This window comes from Ottowia beijingensis (genome assembly GCF_013423955.1).
GTDB classification, from domain to species: Bacteria; Pseudomonadota; Gammaproteobacteria; order Burkholderiales; family Burkholderiaceae_C; genus Ottowia; species Ottowia beijingensis.
Genome location: NZ_JACCKX010000001.1, coordinates 1,189,962 through 1,212,313 on the forward strand (window position 1 = coordinate 1,189,962; position 22,352 = coordinate 1,212,313).

The window sequence follows — 22,352 nt, forward strand, 5'->3', positions numbered from 1 at the left end:
GCCACCCAACGCCCTCCTCCCTCTGTGGGAGCGGGCTGGCCCGCGATGACGGCCTCGCCATAACGCAGGCGCCCATCGCGGGCCAGCCCGCTCCCACAACACACCGATACCCTCACGCCGCGCGCGGGTGCCGCACGGCTTGAAGTCGCGCCCCGCGGCCTACAATTTCGGCCCTGCGCGCGCAGAGCGCCTTCGCCCCCGAAAGCGCCGCGCCGCCCGACTTCTGGATCCCCATGAAACGCCTCTGGCTCGTCTTTGCCCAAGCCGTCACCGTGCTGCTGGCCGCCTACTTCGTGGTCGGCACACTGAAACCCGAGTGGCTGCAGCGCGGTGGCCCGGTGCCCGGCAGCACCGGCACCATCTCGATCCTGGAGGCGCCCGCCCCTGCCCCGCAGACCGCGCCCGGCAGCCTGAGCGGCGCCGTGCGCAAGGCCGCGCCGGCGGTGGTCAGCATCAACACCAGCGCCAGCCACCCGCTGGCCAACGACCCGTGGTTCCGCTTCTTCTTCGGCGACCGCAGCGACATGCAGCAACAGCAGACCGGCCTGGGCTCGGGCGTCATCGTCAGCCCCGACGGCTACGTGCTGACCAACAACCACGTGGTCGAGGGCGCCGACGCCATCGAGGTGGTGCTGCAGGACGCGCGCCGCACCACCGCGCAGGTGATCGGCACCGACCCCGAGAGCGACCTGGCGGTGCTCAAGCTCACGCTCGACAAGCTGCCGGTGATGACGCTGGGCAATTCCGACGCGCTGCAGGTGGGCGACCAGGTGCTGGCCATCGGCAACCCCTTCGGTGTCGGCCAGACGGTGACCAGCGGCATCGTCAGCGCGCTGGGGCGCAACCAGCTGGGCATCAACACCTTCGAGAACTTCATCCAGACCGACGCCGCCATCAACCCCGGCAACTCGGGCGGCGCGCTGACCGACATCAACGGCAACCTGATGGGCATCAACACCGCCATCTACTCGCGCTCGGGCGGCAGCATGGGCATCGGCTTCGCCATTCCCGTCAGCACCGCCAAGCACGTGATGGAAAGCATCGTGAAGAACGGCCGCGTGGTGCGCGGCTGGATCGGCGTGGAGCCGAACGAGCTGACGCCCGAACTGGCGCAGACCTTCGGCATCCAGACCGCGCAGGGCGTGATCGTGACCGGCGTGCTGAACACCGGCCCGGCCGCCGCCGCCGGCATGCGCCCCGGCGACGTGATCACGCAGGTGGACGGCCAGCCGGTGCGCACGGTGTCGGAGCTGCTGACGCGCATCGCCGCGCTCACGCCCGGCCAGCCCGCGCCCTTCACGCTGCAGCGGCGCGGCGACACGGTGCAGGTCAGCGTGACGCCGGCGCAGCGCCCGCAGCCGCAGCGCGGGCAGCGCATGCCGCGCTGATACGTACTTGCTTTCAAGGATGACGAATGACCAATGACTTCGCTGCGCTTCAATGACAAAGAAGACATTTGCCGTTTGTCATGCGGCGCCAGCCGCGGTCATTGGTCATCGCTTGAACCGCGACACGGCATGAGGCGCTCGGCCCGCGCAGAGGGCACAGAGGGCACATATACCCCCACCATGCCGGCCGCCAGCGCCCGTCAACAGGGCGCTAGAGGCACATACTCCCTTATATTTTCATCCGGGCGCTGAAACGCCCGCGCTGCCGGCGCTCAGGTCTTGGCGGCCGGTTCGGCCTCGTCCTCGGGCCGCTTGGTGTGCTTGATGAACAGCCGCGCCGCCCAGATGCCGACCTCGTACAAGAGGCACATGGGAATGGCCAGCGCCAGCTGCGACACCACGTCGGGCGGCGTGACGATGGCGGCGATGACGAAGGCCAGCACGATGAAGTAGCCGCGGAAGCTCTTGAGCTGCTCGATGCTCACCACGCCCAGGCGCGCCAGCACCACCACGGCGATCGGCACCTCGAACGCCATGCCGAAGGCCAGGAACATGGTCAGCACGAAGCTGAGATAGGCCTCGATGTCCGGCGCCGCCGTCACGCTTTGCGGCGCGAACTTCTGGATGGTCGAGAACACCGTGCCGAACACGAAGTAATAGCTGAACGCCACGCCGACGAAGAACAGGATGGTGCTGGACACCACCAGCGGCAGCACCAGCTTCTTCTCGTGCGAATACAGCCCCGGCGCCACGAAGGCCCACACCTGGTACAGCACCACCGGCAGCGCGATCAGGAAGGCGGCCATCAGCAGCACCTTGATCGGCACCATGAAGGGCGAGATGACCGAGGTGGCGATCACCGTCGCCCCTTGGGCAGGTGCGCCACCAGCGGCGCGGCCAGCAGGTCGTACAGCGAGTTCGCGCCCGGGTAGATCGCCAGCACCACCGCCACCACGCCGATGGCCACGACGGAGCGGATCAGCCGATCGCGCAGCTCCATGAGGTGCGTGACGAAGGGCTGCTCGGTGCCGGCCAGTTCGTCTTCGGGGTCGGTCTTGGGCTTGGGATCGGTCATGGAACAGCGATTGTCGCCTGTGTGGCGATGACAAGATGACTTGGCCTTTGGCGCGGCCTCGATGACGGAATGACTTGCGCTGCCCGAGCCCGAGGTGCCGTCACCGAAGGCCGCGGGCCGGGGTCATGTCGTCATTTGGGCTTCGGGCGATAGCGGGCCACCCGTGCCGCACCCGACTGCACCTGCCGGCGCACGCCGTGGCGCGCCTTGTACCACTGCGGCGTGGCGCCGCGCTTGAGGCGCCAGTTCTTGTTGGGGCGGCGGTATTCGGGCGGCGGCGGCTCCCAGGTGGAGGACGTGGTGCTGCCGTCGCTGCTGCTGCCCGCGCCTTCCAGGCCCGCGGTGACGTCGGACCAGTCCTTCTCGAAGTCGGCCTTGGTGGAGTAGATGCCTTTTTCAACCTCGCGGCCGGCTTCTTCCACCGATTCCTTCATCTTCTTGAGTTCGTCCAGGTCCATGGCGCGGTTGACCTCGGCCTTGACGTCGGACACGTAGCGCTGCGCCTTGCCCAGCAGCGTGCCCACCGTGCGGGCCACGCGCGGCAGCTTCTCGGGGCCGATGACGATCAGCGCCACGGCGCCGATCAGCGCCATCTTGGAAATGCCAAGGTCAAGCATGGATGGGAATCTCTAACCCGCAGCGGCACCGCGCTCGCGCGGCAACTGCTCGATTCGGCCGCAGACCGAATCGAGGGTGCGTCAGGATTTTTCCTTGGCCTGCACGTCGATGGTTTCCTTGGCCGCGGCGGCGTTGGTCACCTGGCCGGCGGGCGGCTGGTTGGCATCGGCCTCGGCGGCGCCGTCCTTCATGCCGTCCTTGAAGCCCTTGACGGCGCCGCCCAGGTCGGAGCCGATGTTCTTGAGTTTCTTGGTGCCGAAGATCATGACCACGATCAGCAGAACGATCAGCCAGTGCCAGATGGAAAAGGTACCCATGGTGTTGCTCCTTGCGCCGGTGAAAGATTTGGCGCGGTTGATTCGATTTTAGACGGTGGGGGTGCTCGGGGTTCCTTGCGGCCTCAGGGTCAACCCTTCAGCCACGGGCGCGGGCCGCCCATCACGTGCATGTGCAGGTGGTGCACCTCCTGCCCGCCCTGGGCGCCGGTGTTCACCACGATGCGGAAGCCGCCATCCGGATAGGGCTCGCAGCCCCGCTCCAGCGCCAATTTGGGCGCCAGCGCCATGATGCGGCCCAGCAGCGCCTCGTGCTCAGGGCCCACGTGCGCCATCGACGCGATGTGCGCCTTGGGCACGATCAGAAAGTGCACCGGCGCCCAGGGGTTGATGTCGTGGAAGGCGTACAGCTCATCGTCCTCGTACACCTTTTTCGACGGAATCTGTCCGGCAACGATCTTGCAGAAGATGCAGGCCGGGTCTTGTGGGTGGGTGGTCATGCGGCAAAGCTTGGGTGAAGGGGTCAGCCCCGAGTATGGCGGACTTCCTCGACACTGGAGCACACGCCGATGTCGTCGTAATGCTGCGCCAGCCAGTACTGCCCGGCACCGCGCCCCAGCTCGAACAGGCGGCGCAGAAAGGCCATGTCGGCGCGCGCCTTGCTGGCCGCGCCGTGCTCGGCCAGCGCCGCGCCGCCGTCCACGCGGTGCAGCAGCACGTTCTTGTAGCGCTCGGGGTCCAGCCGGCCTTCGGCCAGCAGGCGCGAGACGAAGGCCATGGCGCGCATCTCGGCCAGCAGCGGCGCGTTGAAGGTGATCTCGTTCACGCGCTCCATGATGTCGGCCGCGCTGGCGCCGGGGGTGTGGCTCGATTCGATGGGGTTGATCTGCACCAGAATCACGTCGGCGCTCTTGGTCTCGTAGATCAGCGGGTAAATGGCGGGGTTGCCCGAATATCCGCCGTCCCAGTAGTACTCGCCCTCCACCTGCACCGCCTGGAACAGGGTGGGCAGGCAGGCCGAGGCCATCACCGCGTCAACCGACAGGCGTTTGCCGCTGAAAATTTCACCACGCCCGGTGCGCACGTTGGTGGCGGCCACGAAGACCTTCATGCTCCGCGTGCGCGGCGGGCGCGCCAGCAGCTCGAAATCAACCTCGCGCTTGAGCAGGTCGCGCAACGGGTTGAGCCCAAAGGGGTTGGCCTGGTAGGGCGAAAACCATTGCGCGAACCACGAGCCCATGGCCTGCGTCGCGGCCAGCGGCAGGCCGCTGGTGAAGGCGCCCATCACGCCCACGCCGTCCCAAAGCGCGACAGCGCCGCGCGCGCGGCCTCGTTCACGTCCTGGCCGCGCTGGCCGTCGGCGCGGGCACGCGCCAGCGCGTGCGCCAGCACCACGGCGTTCATGGCGCCGGCGCTGGTGCCGCTGGCGGCCTCGAAGCGCACGCGCCCGTCTTCCAGCAGCGCGTCGAGCACGCCCCAGGTGAAGGCGCCGTGCGAGCCACCGCCCTGCAGGGCCAGGTTCACGGTCTTGTGGGCCGCAGGGCGGCCATTGCCATTCTTTGCCATGTTCTTGTTCGGTGCTTGAAGCGTCGCCGGCGGCCCTTGTGAACCGTGGCCGCCGGCGAGCGAGGGGACAGGGCCGCCGACGCGGCCCGAGGGAAAGGTTTACGCGATCACCGCGCGGCCGGCGTTCATGCGCACCATGCCCTTGACGATGCGGTAGAGGAACCAGATCGAAATGACGATCCAGGCCGGGTTGAACAGGAACAGGCCCAGCAGGAAGAACGGAAAGGTGACCAGGTACAGCACGCCGGCCCACAGCACCGAGCGGATGCGCCACTTGAAATGGCTCTCCTGCCAGGTGCCGGCGGCGTCGTCCTTCTTCACCAGGTCCATCACCAGCGCGATGATGAGCAGCGCGATGCTGACCTGCGCGCCGGGCACCACGGCGGCCACGGCCACGATCAGGTGCAGGACGTAGCTGACCCAGCCCCAGGTCTTGAACGAATCGGCGGCCCGGCCGCCACCGCGGTGCCGCGGCCGTTGATGGGTTCCACGTCAATGATGTCGTTGTTGCGCATGAGCCAGCTCCTTTCAGTGCGGTTCATTCAGCCTCGCGCTCGCGCACCTTGCGCAGCGCTTTTTCTTCTATGCCTGAGAGTCCCTCGCGGCGCGCCAGTTCCGCCACCACGTCGGCGGCGGACAGGCCGTAATGCGCCAGCGCCACCATGCCGTGGAACCACAGGTCGGCCATCTCGGCGACGATCTTCTCGCGCGGGCCGCCGTGGTCGGCGTCCTTGGCGGCCATCACCACCTCGGTGGCTTCCTCGCCGATCTTCTTCAGGAAAGCGTCCGGCCCCTTGTGCAGCAGGCGCGCGACGTAGCTCTTGTCGGGGTCGCCGCCAGCGGAAGGCTTGCGGCTGTCGATGACGGCCGTGAGGCGCGCCAGGGTGTCGTCAGAGGACATAGGTCGTTATTTGTAGATCGACTCGGGATCTTTCAAGACCGGCTCCACCGCCTGCCAGGCGCCGTCCTTCAGCACGCTGAAGAAGCAGCTGTGGCGCCCCGTGTGGCAGGCGATGCCGGGCTCGTGCCCGAGCTGCGTCACCTTCAGCAGCACCACGTCGGCATCGCAGTCGATGCGGACTTCGTGCACCGTCTGCACGTGGCCCGACTCCTCGCCCTTGAACCAGAGCTTGCCGCGCGAGCGGCTGTAGTACACGGCGCGGCCCAGCTCGGCGGTCTTCTGCAGCGCCTCGCGGTTCATCCAGGCGAACATCAGCACGTCGCCCGTGCCCTGCTCCTGCGCGATCACGGGCACCAGGCCCTGCGCGTCCCACTTCACTTCGTCGAGCCAGTTCATGTCCGCATTGTCGGTGATTCAGATGACGCGGCCGGCAAGCCGCGGCAGCGCCGCGGTCAGGTTGCCAGCAGGCAGTGCGCGCAGGCACACATCAAACATGGGGAGTATGCAGCGTTAGCGACCGTCTACTGGGCGCTGGCAGCCGCTATACAGGGGAGTATATGGCCACATGGCCGTCCAGAGTGTGCCCGCAGACGCACGGCATCGGGTGCCATCCGTCGGAATCGCTGCGCGGTTCCGACCTACCCGGCTTGCTGAATCCATCGGGATCGAATGGCCGCGGAGCAGGCCACGCCAGCGATCGCCATGGCCGGGCTTGCACCGGCCATCGGCGATGCCCCTCGAGGGGGTGGCGAAACAACGCGAAGCGTGTGCAGCCTGGGGGTGGGCTACAGCACGCCCTGCGCCAGCATGGCGTCGGCGATCTTCACGAAGCCGGCGATGTTGGCGCCTTCCACGTAATTCACCGTGCCGTCGCTGCGCTCGCCGTGGCGAACGCAGTTGCCGTGGATGTCCTTCATGATCTCGTGCAGGCGCAGGTCGACCTCGCTGTGCGTCCACGACAGGCGCATGGCGTTCTGGCTCATCTCCAGGCCCGAAGTGGCCACGCCGCCGGCGTTGCTGGCCTTGCCGGGTGCGTACAGCGTGCCGGCCTCGAGGAAGCAGTCCACCGCCTCCAGCGTGCTGGGCATGTTGGCGCCCTCGGCCACGCACACCACGCCGTTGGCGATCAAATGCCTGGCGTCTTCGGCGTCCAGCTCGTTCTGCGTGGCGCAGGGCAGCGCGATATCGACCGGCACGTGCCAGGGGCGCTTGCCGGCCTCGAACTTCAGCTTGTGCTGCTTGGCAAAATCCTTCAGGCGGCCGCGCTGCACGTTCTTGAAATCCATCACGTCCTGCAGCATGCCTTCGCTCAGGCCGCCCTCGCACACCAGGGTGCCATCGGAGTCGGACAGGGTGACGACCTTGGCGCCCAGCTCCATCGCCTTGGCGGCGGCGTACTGCGCCACGTTGCCCGAGCCGGAGATGCTCACGGCCCGGTCCTCGAAGCCCATCTGCTTGCGCCGCAGCATCTCCTGCGCGAAGTACACCGTGCCGTAGCCAGTGGCCTCGGGCCGCATCAGGCTGCCGCCGTAGGCGATGCCCTTGCCGGTGAACACGCTGCCGGCATCGTTGCTCAGCTTCTTCATCATGCCGGCCATGAAGCCGACCTCGCGCGCGCCCACGCCGATGTCGCCGGCGGGCACGTCGGTGTCGGCGCCCAGGTGGCGGTACAGCTCGGCCATCAGCGCCTGGCAGAAGCGCATCACCTCGCCGTCGCTCTTGCCCTTGGGATCGAAGTCGGAGCCGCCCTTGCCGCCGCCCATGGGCAGCGTGGTCAGCGCGTTCTTGAAGGTCTGCTCGAAAGCCAGAAACTTGAGGATCGACTGGTTCACGCTGGGGTGAAAGCGCATGCCGCCCTTGTAGGGGCCGATGGCCATGCTGTGCTGCACGCGGAAGGCGCGGTTGACCTGCGTCTTGCCCTTGTCGTCGACCCAGGCGACGCGGAACTGGATCACGCGGTCGGGCTCGCACAGGCGCTCCAGCAGGCCGTGTTCGCGGTACCTGGGGTGCTTCTCCAGAAACGGCCACAGCGACATCATCACTTCACGCACCGCCTGCAGGAACTCTGGCTGAAGGGGTCGCGCTGCTCGATCTGGCGCAGGAATTCATTCATGCTGGCGGATGTCTTCAATGGGGGCTCCTTCGATGGGTTCGGCATGGCCATCGGCTCAGCAGACGATCATGCACCAAGTCCTCCCTGCGTTTCCTGACGGAAGACAAAGGGCGGACGCTTTGTTTTTGATAGCGACCGGCGCTGTCTGGCGGTTGGCCAGGGGCTTATTTTGACGCAAAAAGCAGCAGCACCAGCCGCCGCGCTACAGGCGCACCGCGATGCCGCGCGCGGCCATGTGCTGCTTGGCCTGCGCAATCGTGTATTCGCCGTAGTGGAAGATGCTGGCCGCCAGCACCGCGTCGGCGCCGCCGATCTGCACGCCATCGGCCAGGTGGTCGAGGTTGCCCACGCCGCCCGAGGCGATCACCGGCACCGGCACGGCGTCGGCCACGGCGCGGGTCAGCGCCAGGTCGAAGCCGCTCCTGGTGCCATCCTTGTCCATGCTGGTCAGCAGGATCTCGCCGGCGCCGTGCTCGGCCATCTTCTTCGCCCACTCGACGGCATCCAGCCCGGTGTTCTGGCGCCCGCCGTGGCTGTACACGTCCCAGCCCTCGCCGCGCGCCGCCACCTCGTCGCCCACGCGGCGCTTGGCGTCGATGGCGACCACGATGCACTGCGCGCCGTACTTGGCCGAGGCATCGCGGATCACCTGCGGGGTGGCGATGGCGGCCGAGTTGAAGCTGGTCTTGTCGGCACCGGCGTTCAGCAGGCGCCGCACGTCGTCCACCGTGCGCACGCCGCCACCCACGGTGAGCGGGATGAACACCTGGGAAGCCACGGCCTCGATGATGGGCAGGATCAGGTCGCGCCCGTCGCTGGTGGCGGTGATGTCGAGAAAGGTCAGTTCGTCCGCGCCCTGTTCGTTGTAGCGCGCGGCGATTTCCACCGGGTCGCCCGCGTCGCGCAGTTCGACGAAATTGACGCCCTTGACGACGCGGCCGCCGTTGACGTCGAGGCAGGGAATGATGCGTTTGGCGAGCATGGTGTGGTTCAGGCGGGGTCGCCGTTCAGTTCGTCGGCGCGGGCCTGCGCGGCGGCGAAGTCGAGGTCGCCGGTGTAGATGGCGCGGCCGGCGATGACGCCCTCGACGCCCTCGTCTTCCACCGCGCACAGCGCGTCGATGTCGGCCATGTTCGACAGGCCGCCCGAGGCGATGACCGGAATGGTGGAGGCCTGCGCCAGCTTCACGGTGGCATCGATGTTGATGCCGGACAGCATGCCGTCGCGGCCGATGTCGGTGTAGATGATACTGTCGACGCCCCAGTCCTCGAACTTCTTCGCCAGGTCGCCCACCTCGTGGCCGGTCATCTTGCTCCAGCCGTCGGTGGCCACCTTGCCGTCCTTGGCGTCGAGGCCGACGATGATGTGGCCGCCGAAAGCGGTGCAGGCGTCCTTCAGAAAGCCTGGGTTCTTCACCGCCGCCGTGCCGATGATGACGTAGCGCAGGCCGGCGTCGATGTACTTCTCGATCGTGTCCAGGTCGCGGATGCCGCCGCCCAGCTGCACCGGAATCTCGTCGCCCACGGCCTTCAGGATCGCCTTGATGGCCGCCAGGTTCTGCGGCTTGCCGGCGAAGGCGCCGTTCAAATCCACCAGGTGCAGGCGGCGCGCGCCCTGCGCCAGCCAGTGCGCGGCCATGTCGGCCGGGCTTTCGCTGAAGGTGGTGACCTGGTCCATGTCGCCCTGTTTCAGGCGCACGCAATGCCCGTCTTTCAAGTCGATGGCGGGAATGATCAGCATGGTGAAATGTGGATGAATTGAGGCTCAGAGGCCGTGGATATTGCGCCAGCAGCTACTGATGTTGCAGCGATCGAGGGTGGTCGATCAGGGGTTCCAATGCAGGAAGTTGCGGTACAGCGCCAAGCCCTGGTCGGCGCTCTTTCAGGGTGGAACTGGGTGGCAAAAATATTATCGCGTGCCACCGCCGAGGTAAAGCGCGCGCCGTACTCGGTTTCGCCCACGCTGTGACGTGGATCAAGCGGACGGGCGTAGAAGCTGTGCACGAAGTAGAACCATTCGCCGTCGGGCACGCCGCCCCACACCGGGTGCGGGCGGCGTTGGTGCACGCGGTTCCAGCCCATCTGCGGCACCTTGTAGCGGCTGCCGTCGGGCGCGAGCTGGCCGGCCAGGTCGAACCGGATCACCTCGCCGGCGATCAGCCCCAGGCCCGGCGTGCCGGCGGCGGTGCGGCCTTCGGCGCTGTGGTCCAGCAGCATCTGCATGCCGACGCAGACGCCGAACAGCGGCTTGGTGGCCGCGGCCTCCAGCACCGATTCGAGCAGGCCGGATTCGCGCAGTTCGCGCATGCAGTCGGCCATGGCGCCCTGCCCTGGCAGCACCACGCGGTGGGCGTCGCGCACCTGCTGCGGGCTGCTGGTGATGACGGCGTTGACGTGCGTGTCGGTGGTCGCATGGATCACCGCCTGCGCCACCGAGCGCAGGTTGCCCATGCCGTAATCGACCACGGCCACCGTCTGGTTTACTACTGAATTCATAGCTGATCGCGCTTGATGGATAAGCGCTGGAGGCCTATTTGACTTATAAAACGCCCTTGGTCGAGGGCACGGTGCCGGCCATGCGCGGGTCGGGCGTGAGCGCCATGCGCAGCGCGCGGCCGAAGGCCTTGAAGATGGTCTCGGCCTGGTGGTGGGCGTTGATGCCCTTCAGGTTGTCGATGTGCAGCGTGACGTGGGCGTGGTTGACGAAGCCCTGGAAGAACTCGTGGATCAACTGCGTGTCGAGCTGGCCGATCATGCCGGCGGTGAACTGGGCGTTCAGCGCCAAGCCGGGGCGGCCGGAGAAGTCCACCACCACGCGCGACAGCGCCTCGTCCAGCGGCACGTAGCTGTGGCCGTAGCGGGTCAGCCCCTTCTTGTCGCCCACGGCCTGGCGCACGGCCTGGCCGATGCAGATGCCCACGTCTTCCACGGTGTGGTGGCCGTCGATGTGCAGGTCGCCCTTGCACTGCACGTCGAGGTCGATCAGGCCGTGGCGCGCGATCTGGTCCAGCATGTGGTCGAAAAAGCCGATCCCGGTGGCCAGCTTCGACTGTCCGGTGCCGTCCAGGTTGAGGGTGACGGTGATCTTGGTCTCGGCAGTATCGCGCGAAACGGTGGCGGTGCGTGCTTCAATGGTCATAGCGAGGCTTCAAGCGCGGCCAGCATCTGCGCGTTCTCGTCGGCGGTGCCCACCGTGAGACGCACGCAGTTGGCCAGCAGCGGGTGCATTTTAGAAACGTTCTTGATCAGGACGCGGCGCGCCTTCATGCCGTCGAACGCCTTCACGGCATCAGGCACGCGCACCAGCAGCATGTTGCCTTCGCTGGGGAAGGGCATCACCCCGGGCAGCCTGGCCAGCGCGTCGATCAGCCGGGCGCGCTCGGCGCGGATGTCGGCCGCCTGCGCCGCGAACACGTCGGCGTGCTCGATGGCGAACAGCGCGCATTCGGCGTTCAACACGCTGATGTTGTAGGGCGGGCGCACCTTGTCGATTTCGGCGATCAGGCCCGCATCGCCCAGCATGTAGCCGATGCGCACGCCCGCCAGGCCGAACTTGCTGAGGGTGCGCATGACAAGCACGTGGCGGTGCTTTTCCGGCGCGGCGCGTGCGTTCTCGATCCAGCTGCGCGCGGCGAAGGGCTGGTAGGCCTCGTCCATCACCACCAGGCCGCCCTGTGCGCCCTGCGCGGCGATCAGGCGCTCGATCACGCCCGCGTCCCACAGCGTGCCCGTGGGGTTGTTGGGGTAGGCCAGGTACAGGATGGCAGGCTTGTGCTGGGCGATGGCGGCGAGCATCGCCGCCTCATCCAGCGCGAAGTCGGCCGTGAGCGGCACGCCGTGGAAGGCCAGGCCCTGCAGTTGCGCGCTCATCGGGTACATCACGAAGCCCGGCACCGGCGCCACGATGCTGGCGCCCGGAATGTCGCAGGCCATGGCCAGCAGGCTGATGAGCTCGTCCGAGCCGTTGCCCAGCATCAGCGACCAGCCTTCGGGCGGCTGCGCCCAGGCGTGCAGCGCGGCCTTCAGCTCGTCGACGCGCGCGCCGGGGTAGCGGTTGATGGCGACCTCGCCGAGGCGCCGGCCCAGTTCCGCCTGCAGTTCGGGCGGCAGACGATGGGGTTCTCCATCGCGTCCATCTTCAGCATGCCGGTCGAGTCCTGTACCGCGTAGGCGTGCATGGATTGCACGTCCTGGCGGATGCGGGCGAGGGGTTGGGGGCGGTGGTTTCAGTCATCTGGCGTGGCGGGCAGTTGGTCGGGGCCGACAAGGTAGGGGTTGAGCACCTGCACGGTTTCGAAGCGCTGCTGGTGCGGCAGGTCTTCGCTCAGCAGGTAGCGGCAGCCCTGCTGCTGGGCCGAGGACACGATCAGCGCGTCCCAGTAGCCCAGCGCGTGGCGGTCCTGCAGCGCCCAGGCGCCGTCGATCACGTAGGTGTCGAGGTGCGGCGGCTGCCACTGGCGCAGGTTGCGCACCTGGGCGCGCGCCTGCTGCACCGGCATCACGCTGCGAAAGCGCGTGATGGCGTTGTGGTACAGCTCGTTCAGCACCTGGGTGCTGATGCGGCCGGCGCGCTGCGTCCAGCACCAGCGCAGCCATTCGCGCGCACGCGCCTGGCGGTCCGGGTCGCGGTCGTCGGCGGTGCGCAGCAGCACCGGGGTGTCGACGAAGACCAAGGGCGCGGTCATTGGATCTCACTCAGCCGCAGGTAGGGGCCGTCGCTGGCGCCCCAGGATTCGAAGCGCAGCGCGCTGCGCATGGCCTGCGCGTAGGCGTCTTCCTGGCGCATCTTCTCGGCCAGCATCTCGCCCACCAGGCGCGACACGCTGCTGCCGCGCTTGGCGGCTTCGACACGCACCCATTCGAGTACGCTGTCCTCGACCGTGATGGTGACGTTCTTCATGGGGCGCGAGTTTACACGAAATTCGTGTTGCACGAATTTCGTGTTCTCACTTGTGGTGCATGACCGCTTGATGACGAAGCCCCTGGTATCGACCCCAGCTGGGGCGCTTACCAGCTCGTAACGCGCCGGATGGCGGGCGCGCGCTGGCTGCGCTGCAATACACGTCAAGGCTTCGCACCGGCGGGGCACGGATCCAAAAGCCATGTCGATCAACCCCACCTCCATCGGGCGCGGCGGCGCGCTGGCTGGGCACGCGGCCCAGGCGCTGTCGCCCGCCGCCCGGCAGGCGCTGGACGGCGCCACCACGCTCGGCGTCGTCAACCCCGCCCAACTGGCGCAGCAGCTGAAGCGCGCACCCGACGGCGCACGCCAGCAGCTGCTGAACGAGCTGGCCCCGCACCTGTCGCCGCGCGATCTGGATGACGTAAGCCGCCAGATCGGCCAGCCGCCGCGCGCCAAGCCCGGCATCGACGCCGACCTGGCGCTGGACCTGACGCAGATCGGTCTCGACATCGCCGGCTTCTTCGACCCCACGCCGATCTCGGACGGCGCCAACACGCTGATCTCCCTCGGCCGGGGCGACTGGCTGGGCGCGGGCCTGAGCGCGATCAGCATGGTCCCCTACATCGGCGATGCGGCCAAGCTGGGCAAGCTCGGCAAATACGCGCAGACCATGGCCAAGGCCATCGACGCCGCGCGCGCCAACCCGGCCCTGCGCGAGGCGCTGGCGCCCGCCGTCAAGGGCATTGCCGACGCCATCGCCAAGCTGCCGCTGGACAAGCTGCCCGACAGCGCGCGCAAGCAGATCGCCACGCTGAAAGAGCTGACCGGCATCTTCGCCAAAGAGTCCGACGCCGCCGCGCGCCAGGCCCTGAAGGCCGCCGACGACGTGCCCGCCAGCGCCACCACCCGCGCCGCCGCAGCCGCCAGCCGTGTCGGCGCGCAGCCGGCCTGGGGCAAGTACATCGACGACATCAAGGCGCAGACCGGCATGGCCGTCGGCGCCAAGCAGCAGAAGCTGATCGACGCCGCGCTGGACAAGAAGGACTACACACGCCTGTCCACCGCCGATTCGAAGGCGCACCGCGCCCAGTTCAACAAGGTCAAGAACGACCTGATCGCCCAGTGGGAAACGCAAACCGGCAAGAGCTGGCCGCGCTACACCGAAGACCTGTACTCGAAGAACGGCACGCTGGTGCGCCGCGCGGGCCAACCTTATGATGCGCACCACATCATCGAGAGCAGCTACGGCGGCCCCAACGAGTGGTGGAACATGCACCCGGCGCGCTTTCCCGACCAGCACCAGCAGGGCATCCACCGCGCGGGCGGGCCCGGCAGCCAAGTTTTCCCCTGACCCATGAGCCAGTTCGACGACCTTGCAGCCGACCAGGGGCAGCCGCCCCTGGACAAGCTCACGCCTCTGCCCTCCGACGCGCTGGCGCGCCTGCGCGCGGCGCACCCGCAGGCGCCCGAGGGCTATATCGACTTTCTCACCACGCTGGGCTTTGGCGAGCTGGGCGAGGCTTCGTTCATGCTCTACGGCGGCCTGCTGGCGCCCGACGAGGTGTTCGGCGAAACGCCCGACGGCCTGCAGGGCGTGTGGCTGTTCGGCGACGACTTCGCCGGCACCAACTGCGGCTTCGACAGCGCCGACGGCTGGCGCATCGTCGAGATCGACCCCACCAACTTCAGCAAGGACGTGGTTGGCGAGGACTTCGCCGCCTTCATCCGCATCCGCATCGCCGCGGCAAGCTGAGCGGCCAGGCGGGCGCCGGCAGCCATGGCCCGCAAGCAGATACAGGGAGTATGCCTTGCCAGCGCCCGTCAGACGGGAGCTGGCGGCCTGTATGATGGGGAGTATGTGCTGCGTGCCGCCTCGTGAAGCGGCTTCAGATCACACACTGCTCCTGCAGCGGCCGGTTCTCCAGCACGCGCGCCCAGCCCAGCGGCGACAAATCCAGCGTGCGGTAGCCGCCGTGCGCAATCCACTCGGCCACGCCGCACCCCACGGCGGGCGACTGCTGCAGGCCGTGGCCCGAGAAGCCGTTGGCGAAGATCAGGTTGTCGCACGCCGGGTGCGGGCCGACGATGGCGTTGTGGTCGAACCCGTTCATCTCGTAATAGCCGGCCCAGGCGCGGTGCAGCCGCAGCGCCTCGAAGGCCGGGATGCGCGCGGCCAGCGTGGGCCAGACGAAGGCCTCGAACGCCGCATGGTCGGGCTCGTCCAGCGGCAGGTCGTCGCCGTCCTGATCGGGCGGCGGCGCAAAGCCGGTGATGAAGCCCGCGCCCTCGGGCCGCAGCCAGATGCCGGAAGGATCGATCAGCAGCGGGCAGCGTGGCAGCGGCACGGGGCAGCTGACGTGGAACACCGTGCGCCGCCGCGCCACCACCGGCAGCGCGATGCCGGCCCACGCCGCCACGTGGCGCGCCCAGGGGCCGGCCGCGTTGACCACCACGCTGGCGTCGACATGCTCTCCATTCGATAGCTGCACGCGCCCGATGGACGGGCGCGAGCCCCGGCTTGCCATCTCGAAGCCCACCGCCTCGGCGGGCACGTAGCGAGCGCCCTGCGCCCGCGCCTGGGCGCGAAAGGCCTGCAGCAGGCTGTAGCCGTCGAACCAGCCCTCGCCCGACAGGCCGAGCGAGCCGAGCGCGATGCCCTCGGTGGCGAGCCACGGAAAGCGCGCCTGCAGCTCGGCCGGCGACAGCAGCGCCACATCGGCCCCGCTGGCGCGCTGCCGCGCGTGGTTGTCGCGCAGCACGCCCTCGCCCGCCGGCGTGGCCAGGTACAGGTAGCCGCCTTCGTGCAGGCCGATCTGCGGCGGCGGCTCGCCCGGCACGGCCAGCTCGCGCGCCGCATCGCGCAGCACGCCGATGCCGTAGGCCGAGATGGCCATGTTGATCGCGGTGGAGAACTGCTGCCGGATCGACGACGCCGACAGCGCCGACGAGGCGCGCGCGTAGCTGAAGTCGCGCTCCAGCACCGTCACGCGGCAGGGGCGCGCGGCCTGGCTGGCGGGCCGCGTCAGGTAGCGCGCAATGCTGCTGCCGACGGCGCCGCCGCCGATGATCACCACATGGTCGTCGCTCATGGGTGCTATTCTGGGGGCATCATGTAACTATGTTATTGATAGCTTCCTGCAAAGACAGGGCGGGCGCTGAGGGCCGATTGGGCTGACAACCCCAGGGCGTTGCGCCGGCCCCACCTGCACCGCCCGCCTCCCCCAAGGGGAGTATGTTGCGGCCTGCACCTACACCCACGGCGCGGCGGCGCGGCTATGCTGGCGCCCCAGATGAGACTGAGATCACTCGCATTGCTCGGCGCTGGCGGCTGGGCCCTGTACCGGCTGACCCAGCAACTGGGCCGGCCGGCCGGTGTCGAGCCCGTGCGCCCGTTCAGCCTGACGCGCTACCTCGGCCGCTGGTACGAGATCGCGCGCATCGAGCACTCCTACGAGCACGGCCTGACCAACACCAGCGCCGACTACCGGCCGCTGCCGGGCGGGCGCGTGCAGGTCGTCAACCGCGGCTACCACCCGGCCAGCGGCCGCTGGCGCGAGGCCCGCGCCACGGCCAGCCCGGTCACCGGTGCCGCCGGCGCGGCGCAGCTGCAGGTCAGCTTCTTCTGGCCGGTGCGCGCCAGCTACATCGTGTTCGCGCTGGACGACGATTACCAGCACGCCCTGGTCAGCGGCCCCACGCACGACTACCTGTGGCTGCTGTCGCGCACGCCGCAAATCCGCCCCAGCGTGCGCGCCACGCTGCTGGAGCAGGCGCGCGCCGCCGGCTTCGACACCGGCCGCCTGCTGTGGGTGGACCAGCGGCGCAACACCGCCGGCCTGCGGGGCGATCTGCCGCGCCGCAAACTGCCGCGCTGAGCGGCGCCCCACCGCAGGCAAGCCGGCACGCCTGCAGGGCCTTGGGTGCGGGGGCAGAATCGGCCGCATGACCAACAACACCCCTCACCCGTCCGTCTGGGACCAGAACTACCGCGCCACCGCCGACTTCAAGTACGGCGAGCAGCCCAATGCCTTCCTCGTCGCGCAGGCCGCGCGCCTGGCACCCGCCTCGCGCATCCTGCTGCCGGGCGACGGCGAAGGCCGCAACGGCGTGTGGCTGGCCGAGCGCGGCCACGCCGCATTCAGCATCGACGGCTCGGCCGTCGGCCTGAACGCGCGCAGGACCTGGCGCGCCGCCGCGGCGTGACGCTGCACACCACCCACGCCGACCTGGGCGCGTGGCAGCCCGAGCCGGCCAGCTTCGACGCCGTGGTCGCCATCTACCTGCACCTGCCGCCGGCGCTGCGCGCGCCGGTGCACCGCAAGCTGGTGCAGGCGTTGGCCCGGCGGGCTGCTGATCCTCGAAGCCTTCCACCCCGATCAACTGCCCTTGAGCAGCGGCGGCCCCAAGGACGTGGCCATGCTCTACACGCTGGCCATGCTGCGCGCCGACTTCGCCGACATGACCGAACTGCTGGCGGAAGAGACCGACGCCGTGCTCGACGAAGGCTCGGGCCACCAGGGGCCGGCCAAGGTCACGCGCTGGATCGGCCAGCGCTGAGGCTGAACAAGGGGGCCGCCGTGAAAACCCTGCTCATCGTTTACCACTCGATGACCGGCGGCACCGAGCAGCTGGCGCACGCCGCCGCGCGCGGCGCGCAGAGCGAGGCCGGCGTGCACGTGCGCCTGCTGACCGCACCGCAGGCCGGGCCGGACGACGTGCTGGCGGCCGACGCCTACCTGTTCGCCTGCCCCGAGAACCTGGCCGCCATCGCCGGGCTGATGAAGGACTTCTTCGACCGCTGCTACTACCCGGTGTTGGGGCGCATCGAAGGCCGCCCCTATGCCACGCTGATCTGCGCCGGCAGCGACGGCAGCAACGCCGCACGGCAGATCGAACGCATCGCCACCGGCTGGCGCCTGAAGCCCGCCGCACCGCCACTCATCGTCTGCACCCACGCGCAGACGCCGGAGGCGATCCTGGCGCCGAAGCGCATTCCGCCGGAGGAACTGCAACGCACGGAGGAGCTGGGTGCAGCGCTGGCGGCGGGGGTGGCGATGGGGGTGTTTTGAACATACTCCCCTCATACCCATCCGCCAGCGCCTGACCATCAAGCGCTGACGGCATATACCCCTATCTTGATCGCAGGTCGGAACCCCGAAGGGATTCCGACGCGGCTCGCGCGCCCCGGCTCAACGCAAGCGCATCTCCGCCGCCCGCGCATGCGCCTGCAGGCCCTCGCCATGCGCCAGCACGCTGGCGATGCGGCCCAGTTGCTGCGCGCCGGCTTCGCTGACCTCGATCAGGCTGGTGCGCTTCTGGAAGTCGTACACGCTCAAGGGGCCTGAGAAGCGCGCTGTGCCGCTGGTGGGCAGCACGTGGTTGGGGCCGGCGCAGTAGTCGCCCAGGCTTTCGCTGGTGTAGGCGCCGAGGAAGATGGCGCCGGCGTGGCGCAGCAGCGGCTCCCACTGGTGCGGGTCGCGGCTGCTCACCTCCAGGTGTTCGGGCGCGATGCGGTTGCTGATGTCGCAGGCTTCTTCCATGCTGCGCGTGTGGATCAGCGCGCCGCGGCCGTTCAGGCTCTTGGCGATGATCTCGGCGCGCGGCAGGGTGGGCAGCAGGCGGTCGATTTCGCGCTGCACGGCGTCGATGTAGGCGGCGTCGGGGCACAGCAGGATGGACTGCGCCAGCTCATCGTGCTCGGCCTGGCTGAACAGGTCCATCGCCACCCACTCGGGCGGCGTGCTGCCGTCGGCCAGCACCAGGATTTCGCTGGGGCCGGCGATCATGTCGATGCCCACGGTGCCGAACACGTGCTTCTTGGCGCTGGCCACGTAGGCGTTGCCGGGGCCGGTGATCTTGTCCACCTTCGGCACCGTCTGCGTGCCGTAGGCCAGCGCGCCGATCGCCTGAGCACCGCCGAGGGTGAAGGCGCGGCTGACGCCCGCCACGTGCGCGGCGGCCAGCACCAGCGGGTTCTTCTCACCTTTCGGCGTCGGCACCACCATGATGATCTCGCCCACGCCCGCCACGTGCGCCGGGATGGCGTTCATCAGCACGCTGCTCGGGTAGGCCGCCTTGCCGCCGGGCACGTAGATGCCCACGCGGTCCAGCGGCGTGACCTTCTGGCCCAGCAACGTGCCGTCTTCGTCGCGGTAGGTGGCGGTCTCGCCGCCCTGGGTTTTCTGCCACTCGTGGTAGCGGCGGATGCGCGCGGCGGCCTGCTGCAGCGCGCCGCGCTGTTCGGCGGGCAGGCTGTCGAAGGCGGCCTTCAGTTCGGCGGCGGTCAGTTCCAGCTCGGCCATCGACGCAGCGGCCAGCCCGTCAAAGCGCGCCGTGTATTCCAGCACCGCCGCATCGCCGCGCGTGCGCACGTCGGCCAGGATGTCCTTCACGCGCTGCTCGATGGCATCGTCCTGCTCGGCGCTCCAGTGCAGGCGGGCGGTGAACTGCGCCTCGAAGTCAGGCTGCGTGGTGGAAAGGCGAAGAGGCTTGGCGGAGAGGGACATGGTCATCATGGCGCCACGGCGGGCGGCTACAGTCAACAGCGCCCGCCGTGTGCTGCGGGCCAGCGGGTTATTGTCTCACCCGGGATTCCTGAGCGGGCGCGCCAGCAGGGCCTGCGTGGCACACTCGTCGTCATGGACGATGGTGACATCATCTGGATCGAGCCTCGCAGCGCGGCACTGGCTTTCCGGTCTCGGCTGCTGAACTCTGCCCCCAAGCCGTTGCAGGCTCTGGTCGCCTGTGGTGAAGATGCGCAAACCCTGCTGTGGCAGCTCGATTGAGCGCAGTTGGCTGCCGACGAACGCACCTGGCTCGAAGGTGGGGAATATCTGCCAGCGCTGGCCTTCGACTGGCTTGATCGTGCCGCGGCACTGATGCGCCTGTGTGATCAGCAAAGACAATCGGCAGCGCTGCTTGAGGTGCCCTCGCGCCGCCTGACCCAGCTCTCGATCAGCGACCTCATGCACGCCATGGGGAGCGACGTTTGGCTTGACGACGCTCAGGTGGCGCTGGTCTGGGGCTTTGCGCACGACGCACTGATGCACCCGCAGACGATCCGCTGGCCCCTGCCGTGCCGCGGCGCCGTCATCCCCACGGCGACGGACTCAGCGTGGGCTGGTGGGCGCCATCGGCGGACATCGCGTTGCTCGGCTCCATCCGACACTGAAAGCCGGTCCGGTTTCGACATCGTGATGCGGCAAGATGATGGCCTTGACGCATCACCCGCCGCGCGCCAACGCCATGCTCGACTGGCTGAAAAAGCTCACCCCAAGACGCACCCCAGCCCCGGCAGACGCACCGCCCGACCTGAAGGCCGTGTTCCGCCTGGCCCTGGCCCATTACCCCGCCCACGTGCCGCCGCATCGTGGCCTGGGCGGGCATATCACGCCCGAGCAGGCGCAGCACAACCTGGACTGGTTTCGGCGCTCGGTGCCCGAGCGGCTGCACGCCCTGCGCGCGCTGGCGGCCGACACCGGGCTGGCGCTGCCGGCCGACCTGCAGCGGCCGGTTGCTTCGCTGGACGAGGCCAAGGAATTGGTGGCGCGGCTGATCGCGTGGACACGCGCCTGCTGGCCTGATCGGCCCTACCGGCCCGAGCATCTGAGCGACAGCCACTGGGCCATGAGCGCCCGCACCGGCGACGACGCGATCTTCAGCGTGGTGCTGGACGTGGCCACGCTGCTGGGCCAGGTGGCGATGACCGGGCGCAGCGAATGGCGCTGGGGCCTGGACATGGCGCGCGCCAGCCGGGGCCGCAGCCCATGTTCTCGGCGCGGCGCGTGGTGCTGTTCACGCCGCCGCTCGGCGAGCAGCGCGCACCCTGCATGATGGACATGGAAGCGCTGGTGCTGGAGCGCTACCGCCGCCCGAAGGACTTCAGGTTCAACCAGACGCTGGAATACGACCCGTGGATGGAATACGTGCGCGATGGCTACACGGGACGCGTGATCGATCTGATGGCGGGTCGGTGAAGGCCGCGCCGGCGCTGATCAGCGGTCAATCCATAAGGGGAGTATATGCCTTCAGCGCCCGTCAGCCGGGCGCTGGCGAACAGGATAAAGGGAGTATCTTGATATCCCCGCCTTTTTAGCGCCATCCACGCGCGCTCACGCCGGCTGGTGCATCGCCTGCGCGAAGGCGTCGATGATCGTGCGGATGGCCGCCGTCTTGAGCTTGAGCGCCGCCTGGTTGACCACCAGGCGCGAGCTGATGTCCATGATGTGCTCGACCTCGACCAGGTTGTTGGCCTTCAGCGTCTTGCCGGTGCTGACCAGATCGACGATGGCGTCGGCCATGCCGGTGAGCGGGGCCAGCTCCATGCTGCCGTAGAGCTTGATCAGGTCGACGTGCACGCCCTTCTCGGCAAAGAAGTTGCGCGCAATCGTCGTGTACTTGGTGGCCACGGTGATGCGGCTGCCCTGGCGCACGGCCTTCTGGTAATCAAAGCCGGCGGGCGCGGCCACGGCCATGTGGCACTGGGCGATCTGCAGGTCCAGCGGCTGGTACAGGCCGGCGCCGCCGTGCTCGATCAGCACGTCCTTGCCGGTCACGCCGATGTCGGCGCCGCCGTATTCGACGTAGGTGGGCACGTCGGTGGCGCGCACCAGCACCACGCGCACGCCCTCCTGGTTGGTGGGCAGGATGAGCTTGCGCGACTTCTCGGGGTCTTCCAGCACCTCGATGCCCGCCGCGGCCAGCAGCGGCAGGGTCTCGTCGAAGATGCGGCCTTTGGACAAAGCCAGGGTGATCACGATGGGTTTCCTTCTAGCGAACTTGTCGTCGTCGATGCCCACTATTGTCGCGCCGGTCCGTGCAAGCGCGGCGCCCAGTCTTCGGCGGCGCCCTGTTCCAGCCGGCGCTCGAACAGCTTGCGCCACGAGGGCGGCAACGGCAGAGCCAGCACGGCGTGCAGCGTGGCGGGTTCGCACACGCGCTGGCGGATCAGGGTGGCCACGCGGTCCAGCGGCCAGTCGGGGTGCGGGCGGGTGATCAACACCACAGGATCGTCCGCCTGCAGGCTGCCCTGCGCCAGCACGCGCAGGTACCAGCCGGTGCGGCCAGTGTCCTGCACCCGGCGCGCCATGTGGGGCTCGCCAAAGCGGTCGTTCAGCTTCCAGCACGGCTGGCGGCCTTGGCTGACGGCGAAGCGTGCGCTGCCGATCTGCCATTCGTCGCCCAGGCACACGCTCTGCTCATCCAGGCCATCGACGCTCAGGTTCTCGCCGAAGGCGCCGGGCGCGGCCAGCAGCGGCCGGTCGCCCAGCTCGCTGCGCCAGATCGCGTAATGCGCCCATGGGTAGACGTGCACCGCCTTGTCGGGCCCGCCGTGCACGCGGCGGTCGCCCTGTTCGTCGCCGGCCAGCGATTCGGCCCCCACGGCGACGGGGCCGCTCACGGACTGCTTGTCGATGGCGCTGAAGGTGCCTGGCCGCGTGTAGGGCACGGCGCGCCCGGTCAGCACGGCGCGCACCTGGCCGATGACGGGGGCTGCGCTGCGTGCCGTCACCGC

At 68.6% G+C, this 22,352-nt stretch carries 24 protein-coding genes and 6 pseudogenes; 9 read left to right on the top strand and 21 right to left on the bottom strand.

Going from position 1 to position 22,352, the window contains the following annotated elements; all coding sequences use genetic code 11:
• The first annotated feature begins 233 nt into the window (after positions 1-233).
• Positions 234-1,388: a S1C family serine protease gene (locus H0I39_RS06015; RefSeq protein WP_180549906.1), complete on the top strand. Its 1,155-nt coding sequence runs from the start codon at positions 234-236 to the stop codon at positions 1,386-1,388.
• Between the two features lie 272 nt (positions 1,389-1,660).
• Here the strand turns inward: H0I39_RS06015 and tatC are convergent.
• The 16 genes and pseudogenes from tatC to H0I39_RS06095 all read right to left on the bottom strand — a co-directional run bounded on the left by tatC (position 1,661) and on the right by H0I39_RS06095 (position 12,835).
• Positions 1,661-2,463, bottom strand: a pseudogene (tatC, locus tag H0I39_RS06020) (twin-arginine translocase subunit TatC).
• Positions 2,464-2,594: 131 nt separating this feature from the next.
• Positions 2,595-3,080: a Sec-independent protein translocase protein TatB gene (gene tatB / locus H0I39_RS06025; protein WP_180549907.1), complete on the bottom strand. Its 486-nt coding sequence runs from the start codon at positions 3,078-3,080 to the stop codon at positions 2,595-2,597.
• A gap of 81 nt (positions 3,081-3,161) precedes the next feature.
• The gene (tatA, locus tag H0I39_RS06030; protein WP_180549908.1) at positions 3,162-3,398 is read right to left on the bottom strand and encodes a Sec-independent protein translocase subunit TatA; all 237 of its coding nucleotides are present in this window, start codon (positions 3,396-3,398) and stop codon (positions 3,162-3,164) included.
• 89 nt (positions 3,399-3,487) lie between these two features.
• Positions 3,488-3,856 carry a histidine triad nucleotide-binding protein gene (locus H0I39_RS06035; RefSeq protein WP_180549909.1) on the bottom strand — a complete coding sequence of 123 codons (369 nt, stop codon included), beginning with the start codon at positions 3,854-3,856 and terminating at the stop codon, positions 3,488-3,490.
• A 23-nt stretch (positions 3,857-3,879) separates the two neighbouring features.
• Positions 3,880-4,922, bottom strand: a pseudogene (locus tag H0I39_RS06040) (patatin-like phospholipase family protein).
• Positions 4,923-5,021: 99 nt separating this feature from the next.
• Positions 5,022-5,437: pseudogene (locus H0I39_RS06045) on the bottom strand (DUF4870 family protein).
• Between the two features lie 23 nt (positions 5,438-5,460).
• The gene (locus H0I39_RS06050) at positions 5,461-5,823 is read right to left on the bottom strand and encodes a phosphoribosyl-ATP diphosphatase (protein ID WP_180549910.1); all 363 of its coding nucleotides are present in this window, start codon (positions 5,821-5,823) and stop codon (positions 5,461-5,463) included.
• Between the two features lie 6 nt (positions 5,824-5,829).
• Complete coding sequence (gene hisI / locus H0I39_RS06055) at positions 5,830-6,219, bottom strand: phosphoribosyl-AMP cyclohydrolase (protein WP_180549911.1); 390 nt, start codon at positions 6,217-6,219, stop codon at positions 5,830-5,832.
• 389 nt (positions 6,220-6,608) lie between these two features.
• Positions 6,609-7,936: pseudogene (gene gdhA / locus H0I39_RS06060) on the bottom strand (NADP-specific glutamate dehydrogenase).
• A gap of 202 nt (positions 7,937-8,138) precedes the next feature.
• Complete coding sequence (gene hisF / locus H0I39_RS06065; protein WP_180549912.1) at positions 8,139-8,918, bottom strand: imidazole glycerol phosphate synthase subunit HisF; 780 nt, start codon at positions 8,916-8,918, stop codon at positions 8,139-8,141.
• A gap of 8 nt (positions 8,919-8,926) precedes the next feature.
• Positions 8,927-9,676 carry a 1-(5-phosphoribosyl)-5-[(5-phosphoribosylamino)methylideneamino]imidazole-4-carboxamide isomerase gene (gene hisA, locus H0I39_RS06070; RefSeq protein WP_180549913.1) on the bottom strand — a complete coding sequence of 250 codons (750 nt, stop codon included), beginning with the start codon at positions 9,674-9,676 and terminating at the stop codon, positions 8,927-8,929.
• Between the two features lie 84 nt (positions 9,677-9,760).
• Positions 9,761-10,431, bottom strand: a pseudogene (gene hisH, locus H0I39_RS06075) (imidazole glycerol phosphate synthase subunit HisH).
• A 43-nt stretch (positions 10,432-10,474) separates the two neighbouring features.
• Entirely contained in the window at positions 10,475-11,074 is a 600-nt protein-coding gene (gene hisB, locus H0I39_RS06080; RefSeq protein WP_180549914.1) for an imidazoleglycerol-phosphate dehydratase HisB, read from the bottom strand.
• Positions 11,071-12,113 (bottom strand): annotated as a pseudogene (gene hisC, locus H0I39_RS06085) (histidinol-phosphate transaminase). Before hisC ends, hisB begins: the two are co-directional and overlap by 4 nt.
• Before the next feature lie 48 nt (positions 12,114-12,161).
• On the bottom strand, positions 12,162-12,620 hold the full coding sequence (locus H0I39_RS06090) for a PIN domain-containing protein (RefSeq protein ID WP_180549915.1): 459 nt from the start codon (positions 12,618-12,620) through the stop codon (positions 12,162-12,164).
• Entirely contained in the window at positions 12,617-12,835 is a 219-nt protein-coding gene (locus tag H0I39_RS06095; RefSeq protein ID WP_180549916.1) for a CopG family transcriptional regulator, read from the bottom strand. The genes H0I39_RS06090 and H0I39_RS06095 overlap by 4 nt, the downstream gene beginning before the upstream one ends.
• A 202-nt stretch (positions 12,836-13,037) precedes the next feature.
• Between H0I39_RS06095 and H0I39_RS06100 the strand changes: the two genes are divergently transcribed.
• Positions 13,038-14,189, top strand: a complete 1,152-nt coding sequence (locus H0I39_RS06100; protein WP_180549917.1) for a hypothetical protein — start codon at positions 13,038-13,040, stop codon at positions 14,187-14,189.
• A 3-nt stretch (positions 14,190-14,192) separates the two neighbouring features.
• A complete protein-coding gene (locus H0I39_RS06105) occupies positions 14,193-14,591 on the top strand; it encodes a hypothetical protein (RefSeq protein ID WP_180549918.1) in 399 nt (132 codons plus the stop codon).
• A gap of 133 nt (positions 14,592-14,724) precedes the next feature.
• Here the strand turns inward: H0I39_RS06105 and H0I39_RS06110 are convergent, their stop codons facing one another.
• Positions 14,725-15,927, bottom strand: coding sequence for an NAD(P)/FAD-dependent oxidoreductase (locus tag H0I39_RS06110; protein ID WP_180549919.1), 1,203 nt, complete (start codon positions 15,925-15,927; stop codon positions 14,725-14,727).
• 201 nt (positions 15,928-16,128) lie between these two features.
• Between H0I39_RS06110 and H0I39_RS06115 the strand changes: the two genes are divergently transcribed.
• The 4 genes from H0I39_RS06115 to H0I39_RS06125 all read left to right on the top strand — a co-directional run bounded on the left by H0I39_RS06115 (position 16,129) and on the right by H0I39_RS06125 (position 17,907).
• A complete protein-coding gene (locus H0I39_RS06115; protein WP_180549920.1) occupies positions 16,129-16,713 on the top strand; it encodes a lipocalin family protein in 585 nt (194 codons plus the stop codon).
• Positions 16,714-16,780: 67 nt separating this feature from the next.
• Complete coding sequence (locus H0I39_RS21735; RefSeq protein WP_257645648.1) at positions 16,781-17,041, top strand: class I SAM-dependent methyltransferase; 261 nt, start codon at positions 16,781-16,783, stop codon at positions 17,039-17,041.
• 183 nt (positions 17,042-17,224) lie between these two features.
• Positions 17,225-17,395 carry a hypothetical protein gene (locus H0I39_RS21740; RefSeq protein ID WP_257645649.1) on the top strand — a complete coding sequence of 57 codons (171 nt, stop codon included), beginning with the start codon at positions 17,225-17,227 and terminating at the stop codon, positions 17,393-17,395.
• A gap of 20 nt (positions 17,396-17,415) precedes the next feature.
• Positions 17,416-17,907 carry a flavodoxin family protein gene (locus tag H0I39_RS06125; protein WP_180549921.1) on the top strand — a complete coding sequence of 164 codons (492 nt, stop codon included), beginning with the start codon at positions 17,416-17,418 and terminating at the stop codon, positions 17,905-17,907.
• Between the two features lie 120 nt (positions 17,908-18,027).
• On the opposite strand, the gene hisD is transcribed toward H0I39_RS06125, so the two are convergent.
• Complete coding sequence (gene hisD / locus H0I39_RS06130) at positions 18,028-19,344, bottom strand: histidinol dehydrogenase (RefSeq protein WP_180549922.1); 1,317 nt, start codon at positions 19,342-19,344, stop codon at positions 18,028-18,030.
• A gap of 75 nt (positions 19,345-19,419) precedes the next feature.
• The gene (locus tag H0I39_RS06135) at positions 19,420-19,872 is read right to left on the bottom strand and encodes a hypothetical protein (protein WP_180549923.1); all 453 of its coding nucleotides are present in this window, start codon (positions 19,870-19,872) and stop codon (positions 19,420-19,422) included.
• A gap of 181 nt (positions 19,873-20,053) precedes the next feature.
• Between H0I39_RS06135 and H0I39_RS06140 the strand changes: the two genes are divergently transcribed.
• Both H0I39_RS06140 and H0I39_RS06145 read left to right on the top strand, forming a co-directional pair.
• The gene (locus H0I39_RS06140) at positions 20,054-20,671 is read left to right on the top strand and encodes a hypothetical protein (protein ID WP_180549924.1); all 618 of its coding nucleotides are present in this window, start codon (positions 20,054-20,056) and stop codon (positions 20,669-20,671) included.
• Positions 20,668-20,814 carry a hypothetical protein gene (locus H0I39_RS06145; protein WP_180549925.1) on the top strand — a complete coding sequence of 49 codons (147 nt, stop codon included), beginning with the start codon at positions 20,668-20,670 and terminating at the stop codon, positions 20,812-20,814. Before H0I39_RS06140 ends, H0I39_RS06145 begins: the two co-directional genes overlap by 4 nt.
• 135 nt (positions 20,815-20,949) lie before the next feature.
• Here H0I39_RS06145 and hisG read toward each other — a convergent pair whose 3' ends face one another.
• On the bottom strand, positions 20,950-21,594 hold the full coding sequence (hisG, locus tag H0I39_RS06150) for an ATP phosphoribosyltransferase (RefSeq protein WP_180549926.1): 645 nt from the start codon (positions 21,592-21,594) through the stop codon (positions 20,950-20,952).
• Positions 21,595-21,635: 41 nt separating this feature from the next.
• Positions 21,636-22,349, bottom strand: a complete 714-nt coding sequence (locus tag H0I39_RS06155; protein WP_308645784.1) for an MOSC domain-containing protein — start codon at positions 22,347-22,349, stop codon at positions 21,636-21,638.
• Positions 22,350-22,352 lie beyond the last annotated feature (3 nt).